Raw genomic sequence first — 18932 nt, 5'->3', positions numbered from 1 at the left:
CTAAATACAATGAAACCAATAGTAAAGATTTTTAGTATAGCCGCCGTCATTGCCGGATTATTAATATCATGTTCTGAAGAGAAAAAAGCGGCAGAAAAATTTGTACGCCCAGTTAAATATGAAGAGGTAGGATATCTTGGAGGTGAAAAAATAAGATCTTTTAGTGGAACGGCCCGAACAGATAAGATTATCAATTTAAGTTTTCGAAACTCGGGTATCATCACACAATTTAATATCAAGCTTGGGCAAAAAGTTAAAAAAGGGCAGTTACTAGCTAAGCTAGATAATGTAGCCTCTCGCTTATCATATGAACAAGCAGTGACACAATTAAATAGCGCAGAATCGCAAATGAATACGGCTAAATTAAGTTTAAATCGCGTCCGTTCATTGTACGAAAAAGGGAGCACATCCTTAAGTGATTTTGAATCTGCTAAGAATGCCTATAAAACTGCTCAAGAAAGTTATCAATCAGCCAAAAGAGGTGTGGGTATTCAGAGAGAACAAGTTCGATACGGATATCTTTATGCATCAGAAGATGGTGTGATTGCCGCAGTGAATGCTGAAGTAGATGAAAACGTTAGTCCTGGTCAGGCAGTGGCAACATTAAATGCAGGAGCAGATATGGAAATCACATTAGGGATTCCAGAAAGTGTTATTAATGGAGTTAAAGATAATATGATGGTTGATGTTGATTTTTCATCATTACCCGATAAAAAATTTAAGGCTAGAGTAACCGAAGTGGCTCCGGCAGTTGATGCTAATACAGCAACATATCCTGTACGCGTTACCGTTACCAATCCTAGTGACGATATTAAAAGTGGTATGGCTGCTAATGTAACTTTTGATTTTGGCGATCATAAAAATGATAATACCATCTTAGTAGTTCCTGCAAACGCGGTTGGTGAAGATAGTAATGGCCATTTTGTTTTCCTGATCGAAGAAAGTGATGCGATAAAAGTTAAAAAGCAACAAGTAAATATTGGCAATTTAACGGGCGAAGGATTTGAAATAACAGCCGGTTTATCGGCAGGACAGAAAATTGCTACCGCCGGGCTGCAAACTTTATTGGACGGGCAAGAAGTAAGACTTCAATAACAATCAAACTTACTAACCAAATGAATTTAGCACAATTTTCTATAGAAAAAAACCGCATAACCTTTATGGTGCTTGGTACCATAATACTCATGGGTTTAATGATGTACTCAGGTTTATCGCGTGATAGTATGCCACCTTATACCGTTCGAGTAGCAACGGTGGTTTCACAATTTCCGGGAGCTAGCCCAGAACGTGTTGAACAATTGGTGACTGATAAAATTGAAAAAATAGCACAAGAATTACCGGAATTAAAAGAAGTTTCAAGTACTTCTCGAACGGGCTTATCTATAGTAAGTGTTACTTTAAAAGATGAAGTGTCTCCAGAAAAAATGCAATCTGTTTGGGATAGGCTTCGTAGAAAACTTAATGCCTTGCAAGGTTTACCGCAAGGAGTACAACCTTCATTAAACGATGATGGTATTGGTGATGTATATGGTATTGTGATTGGTCTCACCTCTGATGGTTACTCGTATGCAGAGATGAAAGAATATGCAGACGATATCAAAGATGCGTTAATAAAATTACCAGATGCTGCGAAAGTAGAAATGGGAGGGCAACAAGAAGAACGCGTTTTTGTTGAATTTGATAATACGCGACTTAAAGAATATGGTCTTTCTGCATCTAAATTACAACAAACAATCTCTTCTACAAATATTTTAAATTCTGGAGGACAAGTAAATCTTGGTGATGAGCGTATTATTTTAGAACCTACAGGTAATTTTAATTCGGTTGATGATATTAGAAATATGCTAATTTCAGTGGGAAATAATAGCGGCACGCAGTTAGTCAAATTGGGCGATATTACAACAGTGACCAAAGGGTATATTGATCCACCAACCCAAAAAGTACGCATTAATGGCAAAGACGCCATCTCATTACATGTTAATCTAAAAGAGAATGCGAATGTTATTGCACTAGGTGAGGAGGTAAATAAGGTTGTTTATGAATGGCAGAAAAAATTGCCTGTAGGGTTAGAGTTAACCAGAGTATCATCCCTAGATACTTATATTGACTTTAAAGTTAGCGACTTTATAGTTAATCTAATGCAATCTATTAGTATTGTACTATTGGTAATGCTTATTTTTCTCGGTATAAGAACAGGTTTTGTTATTGCCAGTTTAATTCCTATCGTAACCATTATGACCTTAATGATAATGGGAGTTATCAAAATGGGATTGAATCAAGTGACGTTGGCTGCTTTAATTATGGCCTTGGGAATGTTGGTTGATAATGCTATTGTAGTTGCAGAAACCATTATGGTTAAAATGGAGCAAGGCATCGAAAGGAAAAAAGCGGCGATTGATGCATTTTCTGAGTTGTGGATGCCTTTACTAATATCTACATTGACAACCTCGGCAGCATTTTTGGCGTTCTATTTATCGCCTACAACCATGGGAGATATTGTAGGGCCAATTTTTGTAGTGATTACCATTGCACTGTTATCTTCATGGATCATTGCATTAACCGTAATAACGATGTTCTGTTACCTGTTCTTAAAAGTATCTCCAAAAGGAGAAAAAAAGCCAAGTTTTATAGATAGAGTTATTAATAAATTAAAGGAATATTATAAGGATCTTATCCTAATGGCTCTGGCTAACAAATGGAAAGTAATCATTGGTATTTTCTTGATCTTTTTTGCATCGTTATACGGTTTTACCAAAATACCTTTTGTTTTCTTTCCAGATAGTGATAGAAATATGATCACCATAGATATCAATTTGCCTCAAAGTAATAAGATTGAACGAACCACTGAAGTTGTAATGCGTATTGAACAATTTATGGCAGACTCACTTCAGATAAACGATAAGAGAGTAGATGGTATTTCTGATTGGTCATCATATATAGGAGAAGGACCAGAGTCTTATGATTTAGGATATTCGCCCGATGAGCCTAATTCTAATTATGCACATATTTTGGTGAATACATCATCATTTAATGAGAATAATAATATGATTAAAAAGCTCGATAAGTTCACCTTTAATAACTTTCCGAATGCCGATATTAAAGTTGGAGCTTTAGGAGCTGGTGGAGGAGGAACACCTATAGAAATTAAAATTTCGGGTAGTGCTCCCGATGAATTATCATTAATTGCCGAAGCAGTTAAGCTAAAATTATCGAGTATCGCCGGAACAAAAAACGTCAAAGATGATTGGGGGCCTAAGAGTAAAAAGTTTTTAATTGAAATTGATCAAAGCAGGGCACAGTCTGCTGGAGTAACAAGCCAAGATATTGCTACTTCTTTACAAACCGTGCTTGATGGATTTCAAACAGGAGAATATCGTGAAGATGATAAATCGATTCCTATTTTAATGCGAAGCGATGATAATCAACAGCAATCATTGGCATCTTTAGAAACGCTAAACGTATATTCACAAGGAACAGGTAGAAGTGTGCCTCTTTTACAGGTTGCATCAATTGTTCCGCAGTGGCAATATTCTAAAATTAAACGCTTTGATTTAATTAGAACGGTGAATGTCACCAGCGAATTACGTGAAGATGGAAATGCGTCTGCTATTACTAATGAGATTACACCTTGGTTGGAAGAACAGAAACAGAACTGGCCACAAGATTATACCTATGAATTTGGTGGAGATGCAAAGCAATCGGCAGAAAGTATGGGCTCTGTAATTAGCTACTTACCGATCTCAGGGTTTATTATAGTTCTGCTATTAATCATACAATTTAATTCTTTTAGAAAAATGGGAATGGTAGTACTAACAATTCCATTAGGGATTATAGGTGTTGTTATCGGGTTATTAACCTTTAGAGAGGCCTTTGGTTTTATGCCATTCTTAGGAGTGATTTCTTTAGCTGGAATTGTAATTAATAATGCAATTGTACTTATTGATAGAATGGAAATTGAACAACGAGATTTAGGTAGGAGTGAGCAAGATGCTGTTATAGCAGCATGTTTACAACGTTTCCGACCTATCTTGTTAGCTACTTTTACTACGGTTTTAGGTCTAATACCCTTGTATATTTCAGGAGGAGAAATGTGGGAAGGAATGGCAATTGGTATTATGGTTGGACTATTGTTTGGTACTGTAATTACACTATTATTTATTCCATCATTATACAGTGCTTTATTTAAAGTAAACTATAAACAATACGAGTTTAATGAGAAATTGTTGGAAGCTTAATGGTTAATAAATTATACAAACATCGCTTCGAAATATTTCTGGCAACGCAAATAGCGATACTATTCGGTTCGTTGTTATTTCCTCAAGATTTTTATGATTATACTTTATTACCTATTTTATACTTAGTAAGTATAGCAGCTGGTATTTTGATGATCTCTAAACGAAAAAAGATAATGTGGTTTTCTATTGCATTGTTCGTCGTTGCTGCTTTCATTTTTGGTTCTGACATGATTGCGAGATCTCAAAACACAGAGAATATTTTGATTCGATTATCAATTTATTTTATATTTCATTTAATAGTTACTTGGAATATCATTCAACAGGTTTGGAAAGCAAAACGTGTTACAAAAAATGTTATTATTGGCTTAATGAGTGGTTATATTTCTTTAGGCTTTTTAGCTTTTTTCTTGTTTATGTCTATAGAACTTGTCAATCCAGGTTCATTCCAAGGCGTATTAATGGAGAGTAATAATTTTGAAGTACGAGCAGACAATATCTTGTACTATGCTTACATTACATTATTAACTATTGGGTATGGTGAGATTATCCCAACTACGGCCATTGCACAAAAAGCAGCTGTCTTAGTAGGGCTTGTAGGTCAGTTTTATATGGTAATTATTACGGCAGTAGTTGTAGAAAAGTATATCAAACACTCTTCCAAAGAATAGATACTAACCAAATATGAGAAAATAATCGAAGCGTTATTCTTATAAATCTATGGACAACGATTGTTTGTTTATTGGCATAAATTCAAAATCAAAATTTTGATGATTCGCTTTAAAACCCTTAACCATTTTTTCAACTTTAATTAAATGAGCTTTTTGATGATCGGTTAGCTTATCTTTAGGATTTGCACTAAACCAAAAAGTGAAGGCTTGATCTACTTCAGAATTACTACTTTTTTCACTTGCATTCCCTCTTCTTGATTTAAAAATAACCTCCAGTACTTTTTCTTCTGGATTTGAGTGCGTTCCATTACCACAGAACACATAATGGTCAGCAGTAATCATTTTGCAAAATTTCTCATCTATATTGGCTGCAGCTCCATGGTGTTGAATTTTTAGAACATTAACATGTAAGGTCCCGTTCGAATCCAATTTTTTGTTTTTCTTCAGTCCTTTAAGTATATCATCTGAATGGCCATCGCCGGTCATAAGAATGGTTTTTCCGTCAGCTTCAGCTAAAAACATGATGGATGCCAAATTTGGGATACTTACATCATCACGATCTCCCAGCTTAGTAACTGAACCACTATTGATTAGAAGTTGCGATAACTGAGCGCTTGTGAATGGATGATTTAAAGCTGTTAAGCTTAAATCGGCGTAAAAATCTTTTAGCTCTTTATGATGCGCTTTTTCCCATTCAATCCAGTCTTTTTTTAAGGCGGTGAGGTCTGCAGAGAAGGGACCAATTACCGATAGATTAACGTTGCCAATTTTATGCTCGTTTTTATCAATAGAACGTTGGTTGCATTTTACAACATTACCATTGTATTGAGGGTTAAGTTCTATATTTAGTTGCTCAGGTTGAATGCGTTGAGATAATGTTATGCCTTTTTTGATACTTGTTGCTTTATGATTAACTTTTTCAAATAAGTTCACATTGGTAAAATCAGCAGTCATTTGCTCAATATTTTGAAGTGCACTTACTACTTGAGGTAAGGCCGCTCCTAAATTATAGGTTTTAGCAAAAGAATTGTGCCAAATGCTCTCAACTAAAGGCGGCTCAACAATTTTGGGTTTTTTAACATTAGCATTACTACCACTGCTATTGTGATGGTTGAAAACTCTCCATTCCGCCAATAATTCCATCAATGCAATAACGCCCACAATATGATCATCATCAATATGAGAAACGCATAATAGATCTAGAGTTTCATTTTTTTGTTTGATTTCTTTATTAAGATAAGGAGCTACAGATTCTTTAAAGCTAGTTTTCATTCCTCCATCTATAAGAATATGATTGCTTTTTCCATTTCCATTTGGATGAGAAATTAGAAGTGCATCACCTTTCGAAGAACGGAATATAATAAGTTTCATTTTTACTATTATTAATAATTAATTAAGATAATTAGATTGTTATGTCTTCAAATTCAATCAAGCTTAAGGCTTCTTCAATACAGGCGTTGATATTTATCATTCCAAACCCGGTATCGTTTTTCCAATCATAGTTTAAGCCTGTTATAGGAGTAGACGTCCTTTTCATAATACCCGCGATCTGCGCCGATGTTAATCGCGGATGAGCAGCGAGTAATAATCCTGCCACTCCGCATGCAAATGGACTTGCCATGCTAGTTCCGGTTTTGACTGTCCATAGCTCATTAGGGCCGCTAAACCCATTGGCTGCAACAATGTTAGTTCCGGGGGCAACAATTTCAGGTTTTTTGCGATTATCTCTTGAAGGGCCTTGACTACTAGATATGTTTATCTTATCGTTTTCAGTATCAAAATTACCTACACCGATAACGTTATGGCCGCAAGCTAAAGAATTGATTGATTTATTATCAACGTTTGTTGCTTCACTAAAAAAAGAAGGGAAATTCCAAAAATTCTGAACTCTTCTAATAGGATCATCTCTTTCTATCCAGGCATCAAAACTACCATCGCGGATTTCATCGCCTATGATTCTTACTTTCCAAACTCCAGCTTTTACGCCTACGATTTGTTGTGGATTTAAGTTCGGGCTTAAGTAAATAGCCATATAATTATTACCATTGGCCTCATGGTATATTTTATTATATATACTTAAAAAAGAAAGATCGTCTAATTGTTGATTTTCAATAAACTGCTGCGGTTTTACCGGGCCAATCCAGTCACTCCCAGGAGGTTTAACCATTACAGAAAAACGATCTTGCGGTTCATACCAAATTTCGAGTTCATTTTCTGAAACATCACTAATGCCGTTGCCTATAACGTGCCATTCAAGATCTACAGATAATCCTTTGTTTGGTATTTTACCAGAAGTATGTATACGCCCCATGATATATCCAAAATCACCGGGGGTTTGTTCTTTCTCTTGACCTGCATTCCCTGCTGCCACACAAACACAGCGTCCATCTAAGGTTAGCTGATAGTCGATCCATCGATTTACTGCAGCACTTCCATCATGGGCATGACCATTTGTTCCTAAACTAATATTTATTGAAATGGGTTTATTTTCCGCTTCTGCCAGCTTTAGTAAAAAGTCAACGGCATCAGAGATTCTAGATGAATCAGTAAAAGATTTACTTCGAACTTCATCTTCTGAAGGTAAAGAAATTAATACTCCGGCAATAGTGGCACCTGCACAAACGCCTGAATTTCCGGAGGCTATACTGGCTACATGAGTGGCATGTGATGACCGGAATTGTTGAGACTGAGGTTCTATAGTTTGTACTGGCGCTCCAATAGTCGGAGCAACATCTATTGCCTCATTCATATGATCTTTGGTGTGCAAACTCCCATAATTAAAATCATCAAAACCAGACCACGTTTCGTTGGGAGCCGGTCTGTGGTCGCCTCCCTGATCCCAAATAGCTAAAAACCGTGTTTTTCCGTTGGTATCGAGAAAATCGGGATGTGCAAAATCATACCCACCAACATCGATAATACCAATAATTACATTTTCAGTTTGAATATTAGTAACTTTTTTATTGAGTTTTAAACTTTTAGGTTTTCGATTTGAGGTGATTGAAACATGAGTAAGTGGAGGAGTTAGTACCGATTGAGAGCCTTCTATACCGACGATATGATTACTTGATGACCAAATTTTAAGGTCGTCAAGAATAATGGTGGCTTTCACAATTTTCCGACAATGCCTTATATTCTTAATACGTTTTTTAAGTGCGTCTTTTTTAATTTTTGGAAAAAGCTCATTGATAACATCATTCCATGTACTACTTGCTCTTAACTCTATAAATACGTTTGCCTCTACCAAGTTGGGAGGATCTTTATCTATTGATCCTTTTTTTAAACTGGCTTTAGAGGCCTTTTTCACTTTTTTATCGAATGTTGTTTCTATTGCCGCCGTTTCAGCTGCAAGTGAAAATTTCTGTGCTACTTGACTCGTTACATTGAATAAATCTTTTTGAGTCAATACTTGATCGCTTGTAGCGATACATTGATTTGTGATAGACCTTATCGCATTTACTTCGTTACTACCATTGGCAATCATTCTTAGTTTAGCATATATTTTGGAAGAATTTCCTAGTTCTTGCTTTGATTTCATTTTTTTAGACATTAGATGAAATGTTAACTACGGGTACTGGATAATATATAGACTTTGAACCTTAATAATGGCCGGCAAAGTAATTTTAAAGCACATCAGTATTGTGCTTACTAAGTTAAAAGAAAGAAAAGCTCTGGTCAATAGGAATTTTCCCTTTTCTTCTAGGTGTTTTTCCTGTAAGCTTATTGGTTTTAAACCAATTAATTGAAGAAGAGATGAAAATTGTTTTAAAATTACCAAGTAATCTTTGATTTAAGATTTTTTTAATAACTAAGTGCTTACAATATCTTATATTTGCCTTTCTAAAAATCAAACAGAATTGTCTAGAAAATACATTTCTCTTTTCTTTTCACTACTATTTTTGGTAAGTGTTATTTTACCAAGTGTTATGTACGCTTGTAATGATACCAAGAATGCAATTGTCTTATTAGACATTTCAGAAGAAGAAAATAAAGAGAGTGAAACGATTAAAGACGCTGAGCTTAAATTTTTAGAAATAATAAAACTTCATTCTGAAGAAGAATACTTTGATGCTTCGAATAAGAATCATCACTACTTAAGGTTGTATTCGCAATCATTTGGTGATAATACATCACCACCCCCTGAATTAGCTTAATCTTCGCTATTTTCAGTTTCAGAGTAATCAATTAACACATAACACATTTTAATTTATTTTAAATGAAAAATTTATTTTCAAACATAAAAGGCGATGCCTTTGGTGGTATAACAGCTGGTATTGTTGCTTTACCATTAGCATTGGCCTTTGGGGTTTCATCTGGTTTAGGGCCAAGTGCTGGTTTATATGGAGCCATATTTATAAGTTTCTTCGCAGCGCTATTTGGAGGAACAAATACACAGATATCAGGACCAACTGCTCCTATGACTGCGGTGAGTATGGTTATCATTGCCACGATTATTGCCGCTAATGATGGTGATGTTAATAAGGCTTTACCTGCCATTTTAACCGTATTTCTATTAGCTGGTTTAATGCAAATCGGCTTGGGTGCGATTGGCTTAGGTAAATATATTCGATACATTCCTTATCCGGTTGTATCAGGTTTTATGACCGCAATTGGGGTTATCATTTTAGTTACCCAGATTTTACCTATGTTGGGATATTATGCAAAAGAAGACTTGGAGTTTGTAAATCAATTTAAACCTCAGGCTGAAGAGATCATCTTAGAAAATATCCTTAAAGAAGAAGCAGGTGAGGGTATTTTAGTACTTGAGAATTTTCAAGAAACCATTAATAGAGCTGAGAAGATTACAGAGGCAGATATTTTAAAAGAATCAAAAACTTTGGCAGGTAAAGAAGCTTCGGGTGTTATAGGTGCATTTAAGGTATTACCAAGAGCTTTAAAGAATATTGATTGGTTAGAAATATTACTTGCGTTAGGTACCATTATTATTATTTATGGTTTCAAACGGATTACAACCGCGGTGCCAAGTACTTTAGTAGCTTTGCTGGTCATGTCTGCAATTGCGATTTTAGGAGGGCTAGACTATAGACCTATTCCTGAAATACCACAAGGACTTCCTAAGTTTAATACAGGTATTATTACCAATTTTAATTTAGGAAATGTAACGCCATATATTTTTACAGCATTAACCTTAGCACTTTTAGGAGCCATTGACTCCCTACTAACCTCGATTGTAGCTGATAATATGACAAAGACCAAGCATAAGCCTAATAAAGAATTAGTAGGGCAGGGTATTGGTAATAGTATAGCAGCACTTTTTGGAGGAATTCCTGGAGCGGGAGCAACAATTAGAACTGTAGTAAATATCAACTCAGGGGGTAAAACAAGGCTTTCGGGTATGATTGCAGGTGTTTTATTGTTTGTAATTTTATTGGCTGTAGCACCGCTAGCCTCAAAAATTCCGGCAGCCGTTTTAGCAGGAATCTTAATTACGGTTGGTATTGGAGTAATGGATTATAAAGGATTACGAGCAATTCCTGTATTACCAAAAGATGGTAAATTAGGTCCATTTAAATTTAGTACAGAGGTAGTTGTGATGCTAGTTGTATTAATTTTATCTACTTTTTGGAATTTAGTATATGCTGTAGGTATCGGTTTAGTTATTGCTTCTTTAATGTTTATGAAGAAGATTGGAGATTTAACAGCTGAACGATCAGATGTCAAAACCTTAAATAATGAAAAAGCATGGGCTGATGAATCTGAATTTCCAGAGAAATACAAAGAGAAGGTCTTTATAAAACATATTAAAGGTCCTTTATTCTTTGGTTCTACTAGTGATTTTCAAGCCTTGGCACAACAGATACCTGAATCAGCGAGTACAGCGGTGATTCGTTTAGACAGAATGCAGTATATGGACCAATCTGGCTTATACGCCATGGAGGATGTATTGCAAGATCTTAAAAAGAAAGATGTACAAACACTATTTGTAGGTTTATTACCACAGCCAAGATATATGATGGAAAGGATTGATATTATTCCTGATTTTATACCTTCAGAACGCATATTTGAAACGTTTGATGATTGCGTATCTTGGATTAAAGAAAATATTAACAACAATAAATAAGAAATTATGGCAGTAAAAAATATAGCAATAACAAAAGAGATGCAAAGTGCTTTAACTCCTTCGGCGGTTATGCAAGATCTAGTAGAAGGAAATAACAGATTTGTGAGTGGAGATTCACAGACTTTGGATAATGCAGCACTTGTTGGACAAACAACTGGAGGACAATTTCCAAAAGCAGTGATATTATCTTGTATTGATTCGCGTGTTCCTGTAGAAACGGTATTCGATCAAGCTATTGGAGATGTATTCGTTGCTCGAGTAGCTGGAAATTTTGAAAATACTGATATCTTGGGAAGTATGGAGTATTCATGTAAAGTTGCGGGTAGTAAGTTGGTACTTGTAATGGGGCATGAGGCTTGTGGTGCTGTAAAAGCCGCTTGTGACGGAGTTGAATTAGGAAACATTACAAGCATGTTGAACAATATATTACCGGCTGTAAAGAAATCTTCTGATGAGGTAGATGGTGAATTGAATTCTTCTAATAGTGAATTTGTTGCTAAAACTGTTGAAAACAACGTAAAGTTAACAATGGATAGAATTCGTGAAAGAAGCCCTATTTTAAAAGAGATGGAAGCTAATGGCGAAATTGAAATAGTAGGAGGTGTATATAGCTTACACACAGGAAAAGTAGAAATGCTATAAACGCTATTTATAATATAAAAAGCCGCCCAGAGGGCGGCTTTTTTGTTAATAAACCAAATTTACTAGGGTACAACTTTACCCACGTAAGATTTTAATTTAAATTGGTTTGATCCAAAGTAAATGCTTCCATTTTTCCTTTTCTTTTAAAACTAAAGCTATATTAATGATGAATAAACCTCCTGTTTGAAGTAACTCGCCAATTTCATCAGGCTCTAGAAATAAATGGAATAAAAAAATGTGCAAAGTAACAGGTAGTAAAAAAATTGCACCAACAAATCCGGTAAATTGGAGTAATAAAAGTACTCCAAATACTAATTCGCAAATACCTAGTACTTGCCAAAAATAGCCTGTTTGTTTGCTCCCACTTATATACAGTATTTTTTGTAGGGTGTTTTCCTTCTCAGGAGCTTTAAATTTTTGAGCTTTTTCTACAACTTCTATGGGTGTTGGTATAGGTTTTTGAAATTTTTGAACACCGCCATATATCATCATTCCACCTAAAACTAAACGGAAAATGATGAATGATAGATTGATTGATTTTTGCATGATTAAAAGGTTATTATTCCTTCGTTCGGGTTATATACATAGTTAAAAGTGAAATACCTACTTTCATCAGTAAAGGCATCCGGACTAGAAGGAGCATCTTTATAATAACTCAGAATTTCAACTTTGGCATACCTACCATCTCTGGTTCTAAATATTAAAATTTTACCTGCAGTTGGTATAATTAAGTGAGTTGGCGGACCAGCATATGTATACCACCCGTTATCTGAACCCGATGCTATTGCTAGCCCACTTGAACTATCTTGCTTTAATTCAGAAGCGTTGGCAGAAACTATAGATGCTAAGGTGCCAGATGCAACATAGGCTGCAGCATTACCATTTCTTATAGGTTCATCGATGAGACCTGATGAGGTTCCACCATTTACAATAATGGTAGTTCCTCTAAAAGCAATGTCCCAATCGGTCTCACTAGTGGTAACATCACCAGTTGAGAAATCAAATTTGGTAAAATCTCCGCCAACCGGTTGACCTTGTCCTCCAGTTTGCGGTGCGTATAAATTTGAAACAGATTTTGATTCAACTGCTAATAGGGATAGATCGTCGTCATTACAAGAAGTAAAGGCTAAGCATAAAAAGATTGCTAAAAAATAATTGATTTTTCTCATTGTTAATATTTATTAAATTTGAATATTTAGTTTTCCGTAAATTAATCTACCAGGTAAGTTTGAAATTGATAATCCATTAGCGCTAGCGTTCGGAACTTTTGTAAAGTCAAATACATTATCAATTCCAAAACTTATTTTGAACTTCTTCAAAAAAAGTTTATTAATGGCAAAATTCCATAGCGTATACCCTTCAATAAACTCGTCGAAGTCATCTAGATAGTTGTTGGAGTTGGTGTCAAATAAACCATATTTACTTCTATAGGTTCCTCTAATATTAGTATCGATTCCCCATTTTGGGATACTATAGAAGATCTTAAAGTTTGCCATATGCCTTGACCTATTATAAAGTCCGAAATAATTACCTTCTTTAAGTTGAAATGAAGGTGAAGAGGGAGACAATCTGGCAAAAACTTCACCATTTTCAAATGCACTTTCGGCACCCTTGTCTTTTGCAAAAAGTAACTGATAACCCCCTAATACTTTAAAATAGTTATTTGGTTTCCACATGGCATTAAGTTCTAACCCCTGTGTATAAGACTTATTGACGTTATAATAGCTGAATACATTTTGTCCGTTTGTTTTACTTGCAATAACTCGTGTATCTATTAAATTTTTTAAATCGTTTCTAAATAGGTTGAGCCCTAGTTTAAGTTGGGGGTTAATTTTAAGGTCAACTCCAAGATTATAACCGATGGAGGTTTCTGGTTTTATTTTGTTATTAAATTCAGAAAGTGGTATAACTAATGCGGCTATTTGCCCTTGTTCTTGTAATTGAGGTATGGAAGATTGTACAGTATTATATCCTAAAACCGTATATCCGACAGTTGAGTTGGTAAAGTCGAAATATAGCTGTCTAAATGCAGGTGTTTTATAAGCAAAACCTGCAGATCCTTTGATTGCGATGTTATCATTGAACTCATATCTTAGAGCTAACTTTGGATTAATTCTTGAAACATATTCATTATGGCTATCAAAACGTGCTCCGAAGATAACATTTAACCTCTCTATCAGGTTAGTGTCATATTGTGCGTAAATGTAAGGAGAGTTGAACTTTGGGTTTGTAGAAAACGAAGTTCTGTTAAGAGTTTCATGGGTTAGTCCTAAACCAAAAATAAAACTGTTCGTGTCATTTGGCACAAAGGTCATTCTTAATTCGGGCCTCATTAAAAGCTGATTGTAATAATTTTCACTATTTCTTGTGCCGTCTTGATTGTTTAAAAATTCTTTTGTTTTATAGCGTGTACTGTATAATTCTAGGTATCCAGTCCATTTATCATTGAAAGAATGATTTGCTTTAAAATGAGCCCCCCATTCATTTACCTGGCTTTCTCCACTTAAATTTTCTGTTGGAATATTATCTTGATTTTGGGTATAGAACCTACCTGATAAGAAGAATTTAGTGCTAGGAGATAGATCATAAGCCAACTTTGTGTTGAAGGTATAATTGCTAAAGGGATCAACGGTGCTACCAAAGGTTGTTTCATCAATGTCGTAGCCATCACTGGAGTACCTGTTAATGAAGGTGCTTATTCCGAATTTACGTTTCTTATAAGAAAGTGTAATATTCGAATCATAAATATTTAAGCTTGAAACACGTTGGTTTAGGTTTCCGTTGAAACCGAATTTCGGATTTTGTGTAATAATGTTTACCACACCGCCAATTGCTTCACTACCATATAAACTGGAAGAAGGCCCTTTAACTACTTCGATTTGTTTGGCATTGTCAACGGCGATCCGATTAATATCAAAAGTCCCAGCAAGACGGCCAATTAAAGGAACGCCATCAATAAGTATTAAGGTGTATTGCGAGTCTAAGCCCTGTAATTGAATGCCTTCACCTCCACCAAAATCAGGTACCGTTATCAAACCCGTTTGCTCATTTAAAATATTGCTTAACCTTAAAGAGTTTGAATGCTCAATATCTTTTCGACTAATCAACTGAACGGGTAGTGGTAATGTTGATAATTGTCTTAGCGTGCGCGTTGCAGTTATAACTACTTCTTCTAGTTTTTCAGACTTTATAGAATCGTTTTTTTCTTCATTCTCTTGAGAAAAAGCGAGGGTAACAAACAGAAATAAAAAATAAAATGAAATATTATTTTTATTTAGACTCATTCTACATAGATTTGTGGCAAATATATAATCTTATTTATAATAAGTCTAAATAAAAATAACAATTTAATCATGGAATCAATTAAAAAATTAAAAATGAGTAAGTTATCAATTGCTGTTTTGTTTGCACTCTCTGGTTTGTTAATTACAAGCGCTCAGAGCAAAAGGAAAAAAGATCTTTATGCCATTAAAAGTATGAGTGGATGTTATGAGGTTGGATTTAATTTTGCAGAGACTTTTGAATATGCTAAAGACTCAACATATATAGCTTCTAAGACGAAACGTGAGCGCGCGCTGGAGTGGGTACAATTAGTAGAAGATGATGCCGGTAAAATTATATTACAACATCTTTTAATTGTTGGAGGTCCTAATAATCCCCATATTATAAAACATTGGAGACAAGATTGGATTTATCAGAATACTGATTTTTATATGTATGATGTTGATAATAGATGGAAATATGTTGCTATTCCAAAAGGGAAAGTTAAAGGGCAATGGACTCAAAAAGTATATCAGGTTGATGACAGTCCGCGTTATGAAGGTACCGCAACTTGGACACATGTGGATGGGAAGAGTTTTTGGGAAAACAGAACTGACGCTCCCTTGCCCAGAAGAGAATACACTAAAAGAAACGATTATAACGTCACCGTTAGAGGGAATAGGCATGAGATTACTAAAGATGGGTGGATACACGATCAAAATAACGATAAAGTTATTCGCAAGACAGGTGTTAGAGATGTGCTCTTAGCACAAGAAAAAGGGTTCAATACCTATAAGAAAATTGCAAATGACAAATGTAAGGCTGCTCAAGATTGGTGGAAAATAAATCAAAATAAATGGGCAGTTGTTAGGAATAAATGGGGTCAAATTTTCTCAAAAAAAACAGATCTAGAATTAAAACATAAAGTTTCTGAAAAACGTCTTTATCAATATTTATTTGATAGTAAAATTAATAACAAACAAAAGGTAGATGAGGTAATTAATAACTTTGTAACTAAAAAATAAAAAAAGGGCTTCTTAATTAAGAAGCCCTTTTAATTTATTCATCTGAAGATTTTACTTTGCTGTATATCAAACTAGCTAAAGCACCCATTACTGCAAAAAATACTATATAAACAATAGCATTCACTAGCGTACCTTTTAGCCCAAGAATATTAGCTGTAGAATAATCGATTATTCCACTGCCAAGTCCTTTTAAAATACCCACCCAAATACCAAATTGAATGCCTTGTGAAATGCTATGCGCACCTCTTGTCCATTTTGAATAAATAGTGGTGAAAGCAAATGCCATTACTAAACAACCAATGGCCAACCACATGAAATCTGGCGCTTCCCGCATGGTGTCAGTAGTACGTGTTTGTGTTCTTAAATAGGGATCAGCAATAATGCCCCATAATAAATATCCTCCAAAAAAAGCCCAAAGGGCATTTACAACTGTTGCAATAATGTTCGTTTTTGAAAACATAGTTTAAGAGTTTAATTGGTTAGTGATCAGCAATTTAATAAAAATATTTTATGTAACGGCCGATATCTGTTTTGTAAACTGAGGATTAAAGTGAAGTTGAAAATAGAAAAACGTTAAAAACTCCAGTTTTTATAATCTGCATCTTCCTCCAATTCATCCTCTATGTGATCGGGTAATTCTGGAAAGAAATCTAATTTTGATAATGCCTCTATGGTATCAATGCTAACTACAAATTCGTAAAGCGGTCTTTTTGTTTCTTGATGAGGTATTAAAAAGGCAATAGCTTTAATTTCGGGTTGCGAATAATCTAATAATATCTTATAAAAGTGCTTCGGAACACTGACCTCTTCTCGACCAATCGTTTTTAAATCATCTTTTAAGATACCACCGGTGATAACATATAGGTGTCTTTCTTTACTAGCCCAATAACGTACTTTTTGCTCTAATCGGTTCCAAACACCAGCATTAAAATCATATTTCTGAGGTGAAATATTTGAGGTGAGAAAAGTTTCGTTGTACGCATCTTCAGAGAATCTTCGATCTCCGGCAGGCACTAAATGCCCTTTACTATAACCCGAGTTTTTGTAATTACCCCAATGAGCGGATTTTGTTTTTACTTTTTTATCTTGAAAAAATAAGGGGCGTTTTCTATTACTCTTTGAAAGGTGTTCTTTTTTCAATTCATAAGCGATCCACTCAGCCTGTTCATGGGGCTCACTGTATGAAAGTGTATAATATGAATGTTCTACAATTTGATTATTAGTGGTTGCAGGTAAATAATTAAATGAAATTTGACTTACCGGTTGCTTTGTACTAGAACTGTTTTTTTCGGAAGCAGGAAATAATAAATACAGAATTGCGGCTACAAAGAGAATTATTACAGGATAAGCCAGTGCCTTATTTTTCATCGATTTTTATTTCGATTTAATAGGAATCTCTTGATAATTCTCTGTTTTTTCCAGAGATGCAAAACAAGAAAGTATATCGGCTGGCGGAACCGTAAGTTTACGTTTTTTCATATCTATCCATGCGCCATAAACCCTTAATTCGGCTGCTAATTCACCATTTTGTCTAAAGATCTTGTGGTAGAGCTTAAATCGTTCAGCTTTAACAGATAAACCTTCTAAATATAGCTCTACAGTAATATCTTCTCCGAGTTTTATTTCTCTAAGAAATTTAGTTTCCTCACTAAATAAAATTGGGCCAAAACCTTCCTTTTCCCATCGATCTACTGTAAAGCCACTTTCATTAAAAAAACGCACTCTACATTCTGCCGCAAAATCATTATATGCCGAATGTCGCATATGTTTATTCGCGTCAAAATTTGCCCATAATGTAGGGAATGTCTTTTTATAACTCATTTAGTTAATCGCCTGCTTAATGCGTTTAAATGCTTCTTTTAATTCTTCTGTTGAAGCGGCATACGAGATTCTAATATTTTTCGGTGCGCCAAATGCATCTCCTGTAACTGTTGCCACATGTGCTTTTTCTAATAGAAATAATGAAAAATCGGTTGCATTGTTAATGCTATATCCATCGATGATTTTTCCGAAAAAAGAAGAGACATCTGGGAAAACATAAAAAGCTCCGTTCGGTATATTAGCAGACATGCCGTCAATCTCATTGATTAAATTCAATACCAGATTTCTACGTTCCTTAAACTCATCAATCATGTATTGAATTTTTGAAACAGGGGCGTCAAGTGCTGTTATGGTTGCTCTTTGTGCAATACAGTTGGCACCAGATGTAATTTGACCTTGCATTTTGGTACAGGCTTTGGCAATCCATGCAGGAGCACCAATATAACCTATTCTCCATCCTGTCATGGCAAAAGCCTTTGCCACACCATTTATGGTAATAGTGCGGTCATACATACTTTCTATTTTAGCAAAACTAAAAGTTGGCTCTCCGTAATTGATATGTTCATAAATCTCGTCAGAGAGAACATAAATATTGGGATGCTTTTCTAAAACCTCAGCTAAAGCTCTATATTCGGCTTCAGTATAAGATGATCCACTCGGATTGTTAGGCGAATTGAAAAAGATCATCTTAGTTTTTGATGTGATTGCCTCTTCTAACTGCTCGGGAGTAATTTTAAAATCTGTTTCAATCGAAGAAGGAATTTCAACAAAGGTAGCTTCAGATAAGGTAGCTATCGCTGAATAACTCACCCAATATGGAGCGGGTAACAAAACTTCATCACCAGGATTTAGTAATACTTGAGCTACATTGGCAATAGATTGCTTTGCTCCTGTAGAGACTACAACTTGACTCTCATTATATGTTAAGCCATTATCGCGTTTGAACTTTCTGCAAACAGCTTCTCGAAGTTCTAAATAACCATTAACTGGTGTGTACGAATTGTAATTATCATCGATGGCTTGCTTCGCTGCCTCTTTAATAAAATCAGGGGTATTAAAATCAGGCTCACCTAAACTTAAGCTGATGATATCTTTTCCTTCAGCTTTTAGTTCTCTGGCTTTAGCAGCCATTGCCAGCGTTTGAGAAACAGGTAAATTGTTAATTCTCTCAGAAAGTTGTTGTTGCAAGGTTATCATT

At 35.1% G+C, this 18932-nt stretch carries 16 protein-coding genes; 7 read left to right on the top strand and 9 right to left on the bottom strand.

What is annotated here, in order from left to right; genetic code table 11:
* The first annotated feature begins 9 nt into the window (after positions 1 to 9).
* From AC1EUU_RS14415 to AC1EUU_RS14405, 3 genes are read left to right on the top strand one after another with little or no spacing between them, the layout of a single operon-like run.
* Positions 10 to 1095, top strand: a complete 1086-nt coding sequence (locus AC1EUU_RS14415; RefSeq protein WP_480202148.1) for an efflux RND transporter periplasmic adaptor subunit — start codon at positions 10 to 12, stop codon at positions 1093 to 1095.
* A 20-nt stretch (positions 1096 to 1115) separates the two neighbouring features.
* Positions 1116 to 4235, top strand: coding sequence for an efflux RND transporter permease subunit (locus tag AC1EUU_RS14410; protein ID WP_480202147.1), 3120 nt, complete (start codon positions 1116 to 1118; stop codon positions 4233 to 4235).
* Positions 4235 to 4903, top strand: coding sequence for an ion channel (locus tag AC1EUU_RS14405; protein WP_480202146.1), 669 nt, complete (start codon positions 4235 to 4237; stop codon positions 4901 to 4903). Before AC1EUU_RS14410 ends, AC1EUU_RS14405 begins: the two co-directional genes overlap by 1 nt.
* A gap of 39 nt (positions 4904 to 4942) precedes the next feature.
* Here AC1EUU_RS14405 and AC1EUU_RS14400 read toward each other — a convergent pair whose 3' ends face one another.
* Positions 4943 to 6274: a hypothetical protein gene (locus AC1EUU_RS14400; RefSeq protein WP_480202145.1), complete on the bottom strand. Its 1332-nt coding sequence runs from the start codon at positions 6272 to 6274 to the stop codon at positions 4943 to 4945.
* Positions 6275 to 6305: 31 nt separating this feature from the next.
* Positions 6306 to 8441, bottom strand: coding sequence for a S8 family serine peptidase (locus AC1EUU_RS14395; protein ID WP_480202144.1), 2136 nt, complete (start codon positions 8439 to 8441; stop codon positions 6306 to 6308).
* A 319-nt stretch (positions 8442 to 8760) separates the two neighbouring features.
* Between AC1EUU_RS14395 and AC1EUU_RS14390 the strand changes: the two genes are divergently transcribed.
* The 3 genes from AC1EUU_RS14390 to AC1EUU_RS14380 all read left to right on the top strand — a co-directional run bounded on the left by AC1EUU_RS14390 (position 8761) and on the right by AC1EUU_RS14380 (position 11627).
* The gene (locus tag AC1EUU_RS14390; RefSeq protein WP_480202143.1) at positions 8761 to 9057 is read left to right on the top strand and encodes a hypothetical protein; all 297 of its coding nucleotides are present in this window, start codon (positions 8761 to 8763) and stop codon (positions 9055 to 9057) included.
* Positions 9058 to 9119: 62 nt separating this feature from the next.
* Entirely contained in the window at positions 9120 to 10985 is a 1866-nt protein-coding gene (locus tag AC1EUU_RS14385; RefSeq protein ID WP_480202142.1) for a SulP family inorganic anion transporter, read from the top strand.
* 6 nt (positions 10986 to 10991) lie between these two features.
* Positions 10992 to 11627 (top strand): carbonic anhydrase family protein, encoded by a 636-nt coding sequence (locus AC1EUU_RS14380; RefSeq protein ID WP_480202141.1) that lies wholly within the window; start codon positions 10992 to 10994, stop codon positions 11625 to 11627.
* A 96-nt stretch (positions 11628 to 11723) separates the two neighbouring features.
* Here AC1EUU_RS14380 and AC1EUU_RS14375 read toward each other — a convergent pair whose 3' ends face one another.
* The 3 genes from AC1EUU_RS14375 to AC1EUU_RS14365 are packed head-to-tail and all read right to left on the bottom strand — an operon-like array spanning position 11724 to position 14911.
* Complete coding sequence (locus tag AC1EUU_RS14375) at positions 11724 to 12173, bottom strand: DoxX family membrane protein (protein ID WP_480202140.1); 450 nt, start codon at positions 12171 to 12173, stop codon at positions 11724 to 11726.
* Between the two features lie 2 nt (positions 12174 to 12175).
* Positions 12176 to 12796, bottom strand: a complete 621-nt coding sequence (locus AC1EUU_RS14370) for an HmuY family protein (protein ID WP_480202139.1) — start codon at positions 12794 to 12796, stop codon at positions 12176 to 12178.
* A 12-nt stretch (positions 12797 to 12808) separates the two neighbouring features.
* The gene (locus AC1EUU_RS14365; protein ID WP_480202138.1) at positions 12809 to 14911 is read right to left on the bottom strand and encodes a TonB-dependent receptor plug domain-containing protein; all 2103 of its coding nucleotides are present in this window, start codon (positions 14909 to 14911) and stop codon (positions 12809 to 12811) included.
* Positions 14912 to 15004: 93 nt separating this feature from the next.
* On the opposite strand from AC1EUU_RS14365, the gene AC1EUU_RS14360 reads away from it, so the two are divergent.
* Positions 15005 to 15913 (top strand): DUF6607 family protein, encoded by a 909-nt coding sequence (locus tag AC1EUU_RS14360; RefSeq protein WP_480202137.1) that lies wholly within the window; start codon positions 15005 to 15007, stop codon positions 15911 to 15913.
* 34 nt (positions 15914 to 15947) lie between these two features.
* Here AC1EUU_RS14360 and AC1EUU_RS14355 read toward each other — a convergent pair whose 3' ends face one another.
* From AC1EUU_RS14355 to AC1EUU_RS14340, 4 genes are all read right to left on the bottom strand, one after another.
* Complete coding sequence (locus AC1EUU_RS14355; protein ID WP_480202136.1) at positions 15948 to 16373, bottom strand: hypothetical protein; 426 nt, start codon at positions 16371 to 16373, stop codon at positions 15948 to 15950.
* A gap of 113 nt (positions 16374 to 16486) precedes the next feature.
* Positions 16487 to 17281, bottom strand: a complete 795-nt coding sequence (locus tag AC1EUU_RS14350) for a DNA/RNA non-specific endonuclease (RefSeq protein ID WP_480202135.1) — start codon at positions 17279 to 17281, stop codon at positions 16487 to 16489.
* Between the two features lie 6 nt (positions 17282 to 17287).
* Entirely contained in the window at positions 17288 to 17734 is a 447-nt protein-coding gene (locus AC1EUU_RS14345) for an acyl-CoA thioesterase (RefSeq protein ID WP_480202134.1), read from the bottom strand.
* The gene (locus AC1EUU_RS14340) at positions 17735 to 18931 is read right to left on the bottom strand and encodes a pyridoxal phosphate-dependent aminotransferase (protein ID WP_480202133.1); all 1197 of its coding nucleotides are present in this window, start codon (positions 18929 to 18931) and stop codon (positions 17735 to 17737) included.
* Position 18932: the final 1 nt, after the last annotated feature.

This window comes from Maritimimonas sp. 2205BS37-2 (genome assembly GCF_056591755.1).
The sequence above is the reverse complement of the archived record's forward strand: the minus strand, read 5'-3'. Positions and strand labels throughout refer to the sequence as shown.

Bases quoted from the DNA above. Each gene is read 5' to 3' on its own strand.
- AC1EUU_RS14400 (WP_480202145.1), bottom strand. From the start codon at position 6,274: ATGAAACTTATTATATTCCGTTCTTCGAAAGGTGATGCACTTCTAATT.
- AC1EUU_RS14380 (WP_480202141.1), top strand. From the start codon at position 10,992: ATGGCAGTAAAAAATATAGCAATAACAAAAGAGATGCAAAGTGCTTTA.
- AC1EUU_RS14365 (WP_480202138.1), bottom strand. From the start codon at position 14,911: ATGAGTCTAAATAAAAATAATATTTCATTTTATTTTTTATTTCTGTTT.
- AC1EUU_RS14340 (WP_480202133.1), bottom strand. From the start codon at position 18,931: ATGATAACCTTGCAACAACAACTTTCTGAGAGAATTAACAATTTACCT.
- AC1EUU_RS14395 (WP_480202144.1), bottom strand. From the start codon at position 8,441: ATGAAATCAAAGCAAGAACTAGGAAATTCTTCCAAAATATATGCTAAA.
- AC1EUU_RS14415 (WP_480202148.1), top strand. From the start codon at position 10: ATGAAACCAATAGTAAAGATTTTTAGTATAGCCGCCGTCATTGCCGGA.
- AC1EUU_RS14345 (WP_480202134.1), bottom strand. From the start codon at position 17,734: ATGAGTTATAAAAAGACATTCCCTACATTATGGGCAAATTTTGACGCG.
- AC1EUU_RS14370 (WP_480202139.1), bottom strand. From the start codon at position 12,796: ATGAGAAAAATCAATTATTTTTTAGCAATCTTTTTATGCTTAGCCTTT.
- AC1EUU_RS14350 (WP_480202135.1), bottom strand. From the start codon at position 17,281: ATGAAAAATAAGGCACTGGCTTATCCTGTAATAATTCTCTTTGTAGCC.
- AC1EUU_RS14385 (WP_480202142.1), top strand. From the start codon at position 9,120: ATGAAAAATTTATTTTCAAACATAAAAGGCGATGCCTTTGGTGGTATA.
- AC1EUU_RS14405 (WP_480202146.1), top strand. From the start codon at position 4,235: ATGGTTAATAAATTATACAAACATCGCTTCGAAATATTTCTGGCAACG.
- AC1EUU_RS14360 (WP_480202137.1), top strand. From the start codon at position 15,005: ATGAGTAAGTTATCAATTGCTGTTTTGTTTGCACTCTCTGGTTTGTTA.
- AC1EUU_RS14410 (WP_480202147.1), top strand. From the start codon at position 1,116: ATGAATTTAGCACAATTTTCTATAGAAAAAAACCGCATAACCTTTATG.
- AC1EUU_RS14375 (WP_480202140.1), bottom strand. From the start codon at position 12,173: ATGCAAAAATCAATCAATCTATCATTCATCATTTTCCGTTTAGTTTTA.
- AC1EUU_RS14355 (WP_480202136.1), bottom strand. From the start codon at position 16,373: ATGTTTTCAAAAACGAACATTATTGCAACAGTTGTAAATGCCCTTTGG.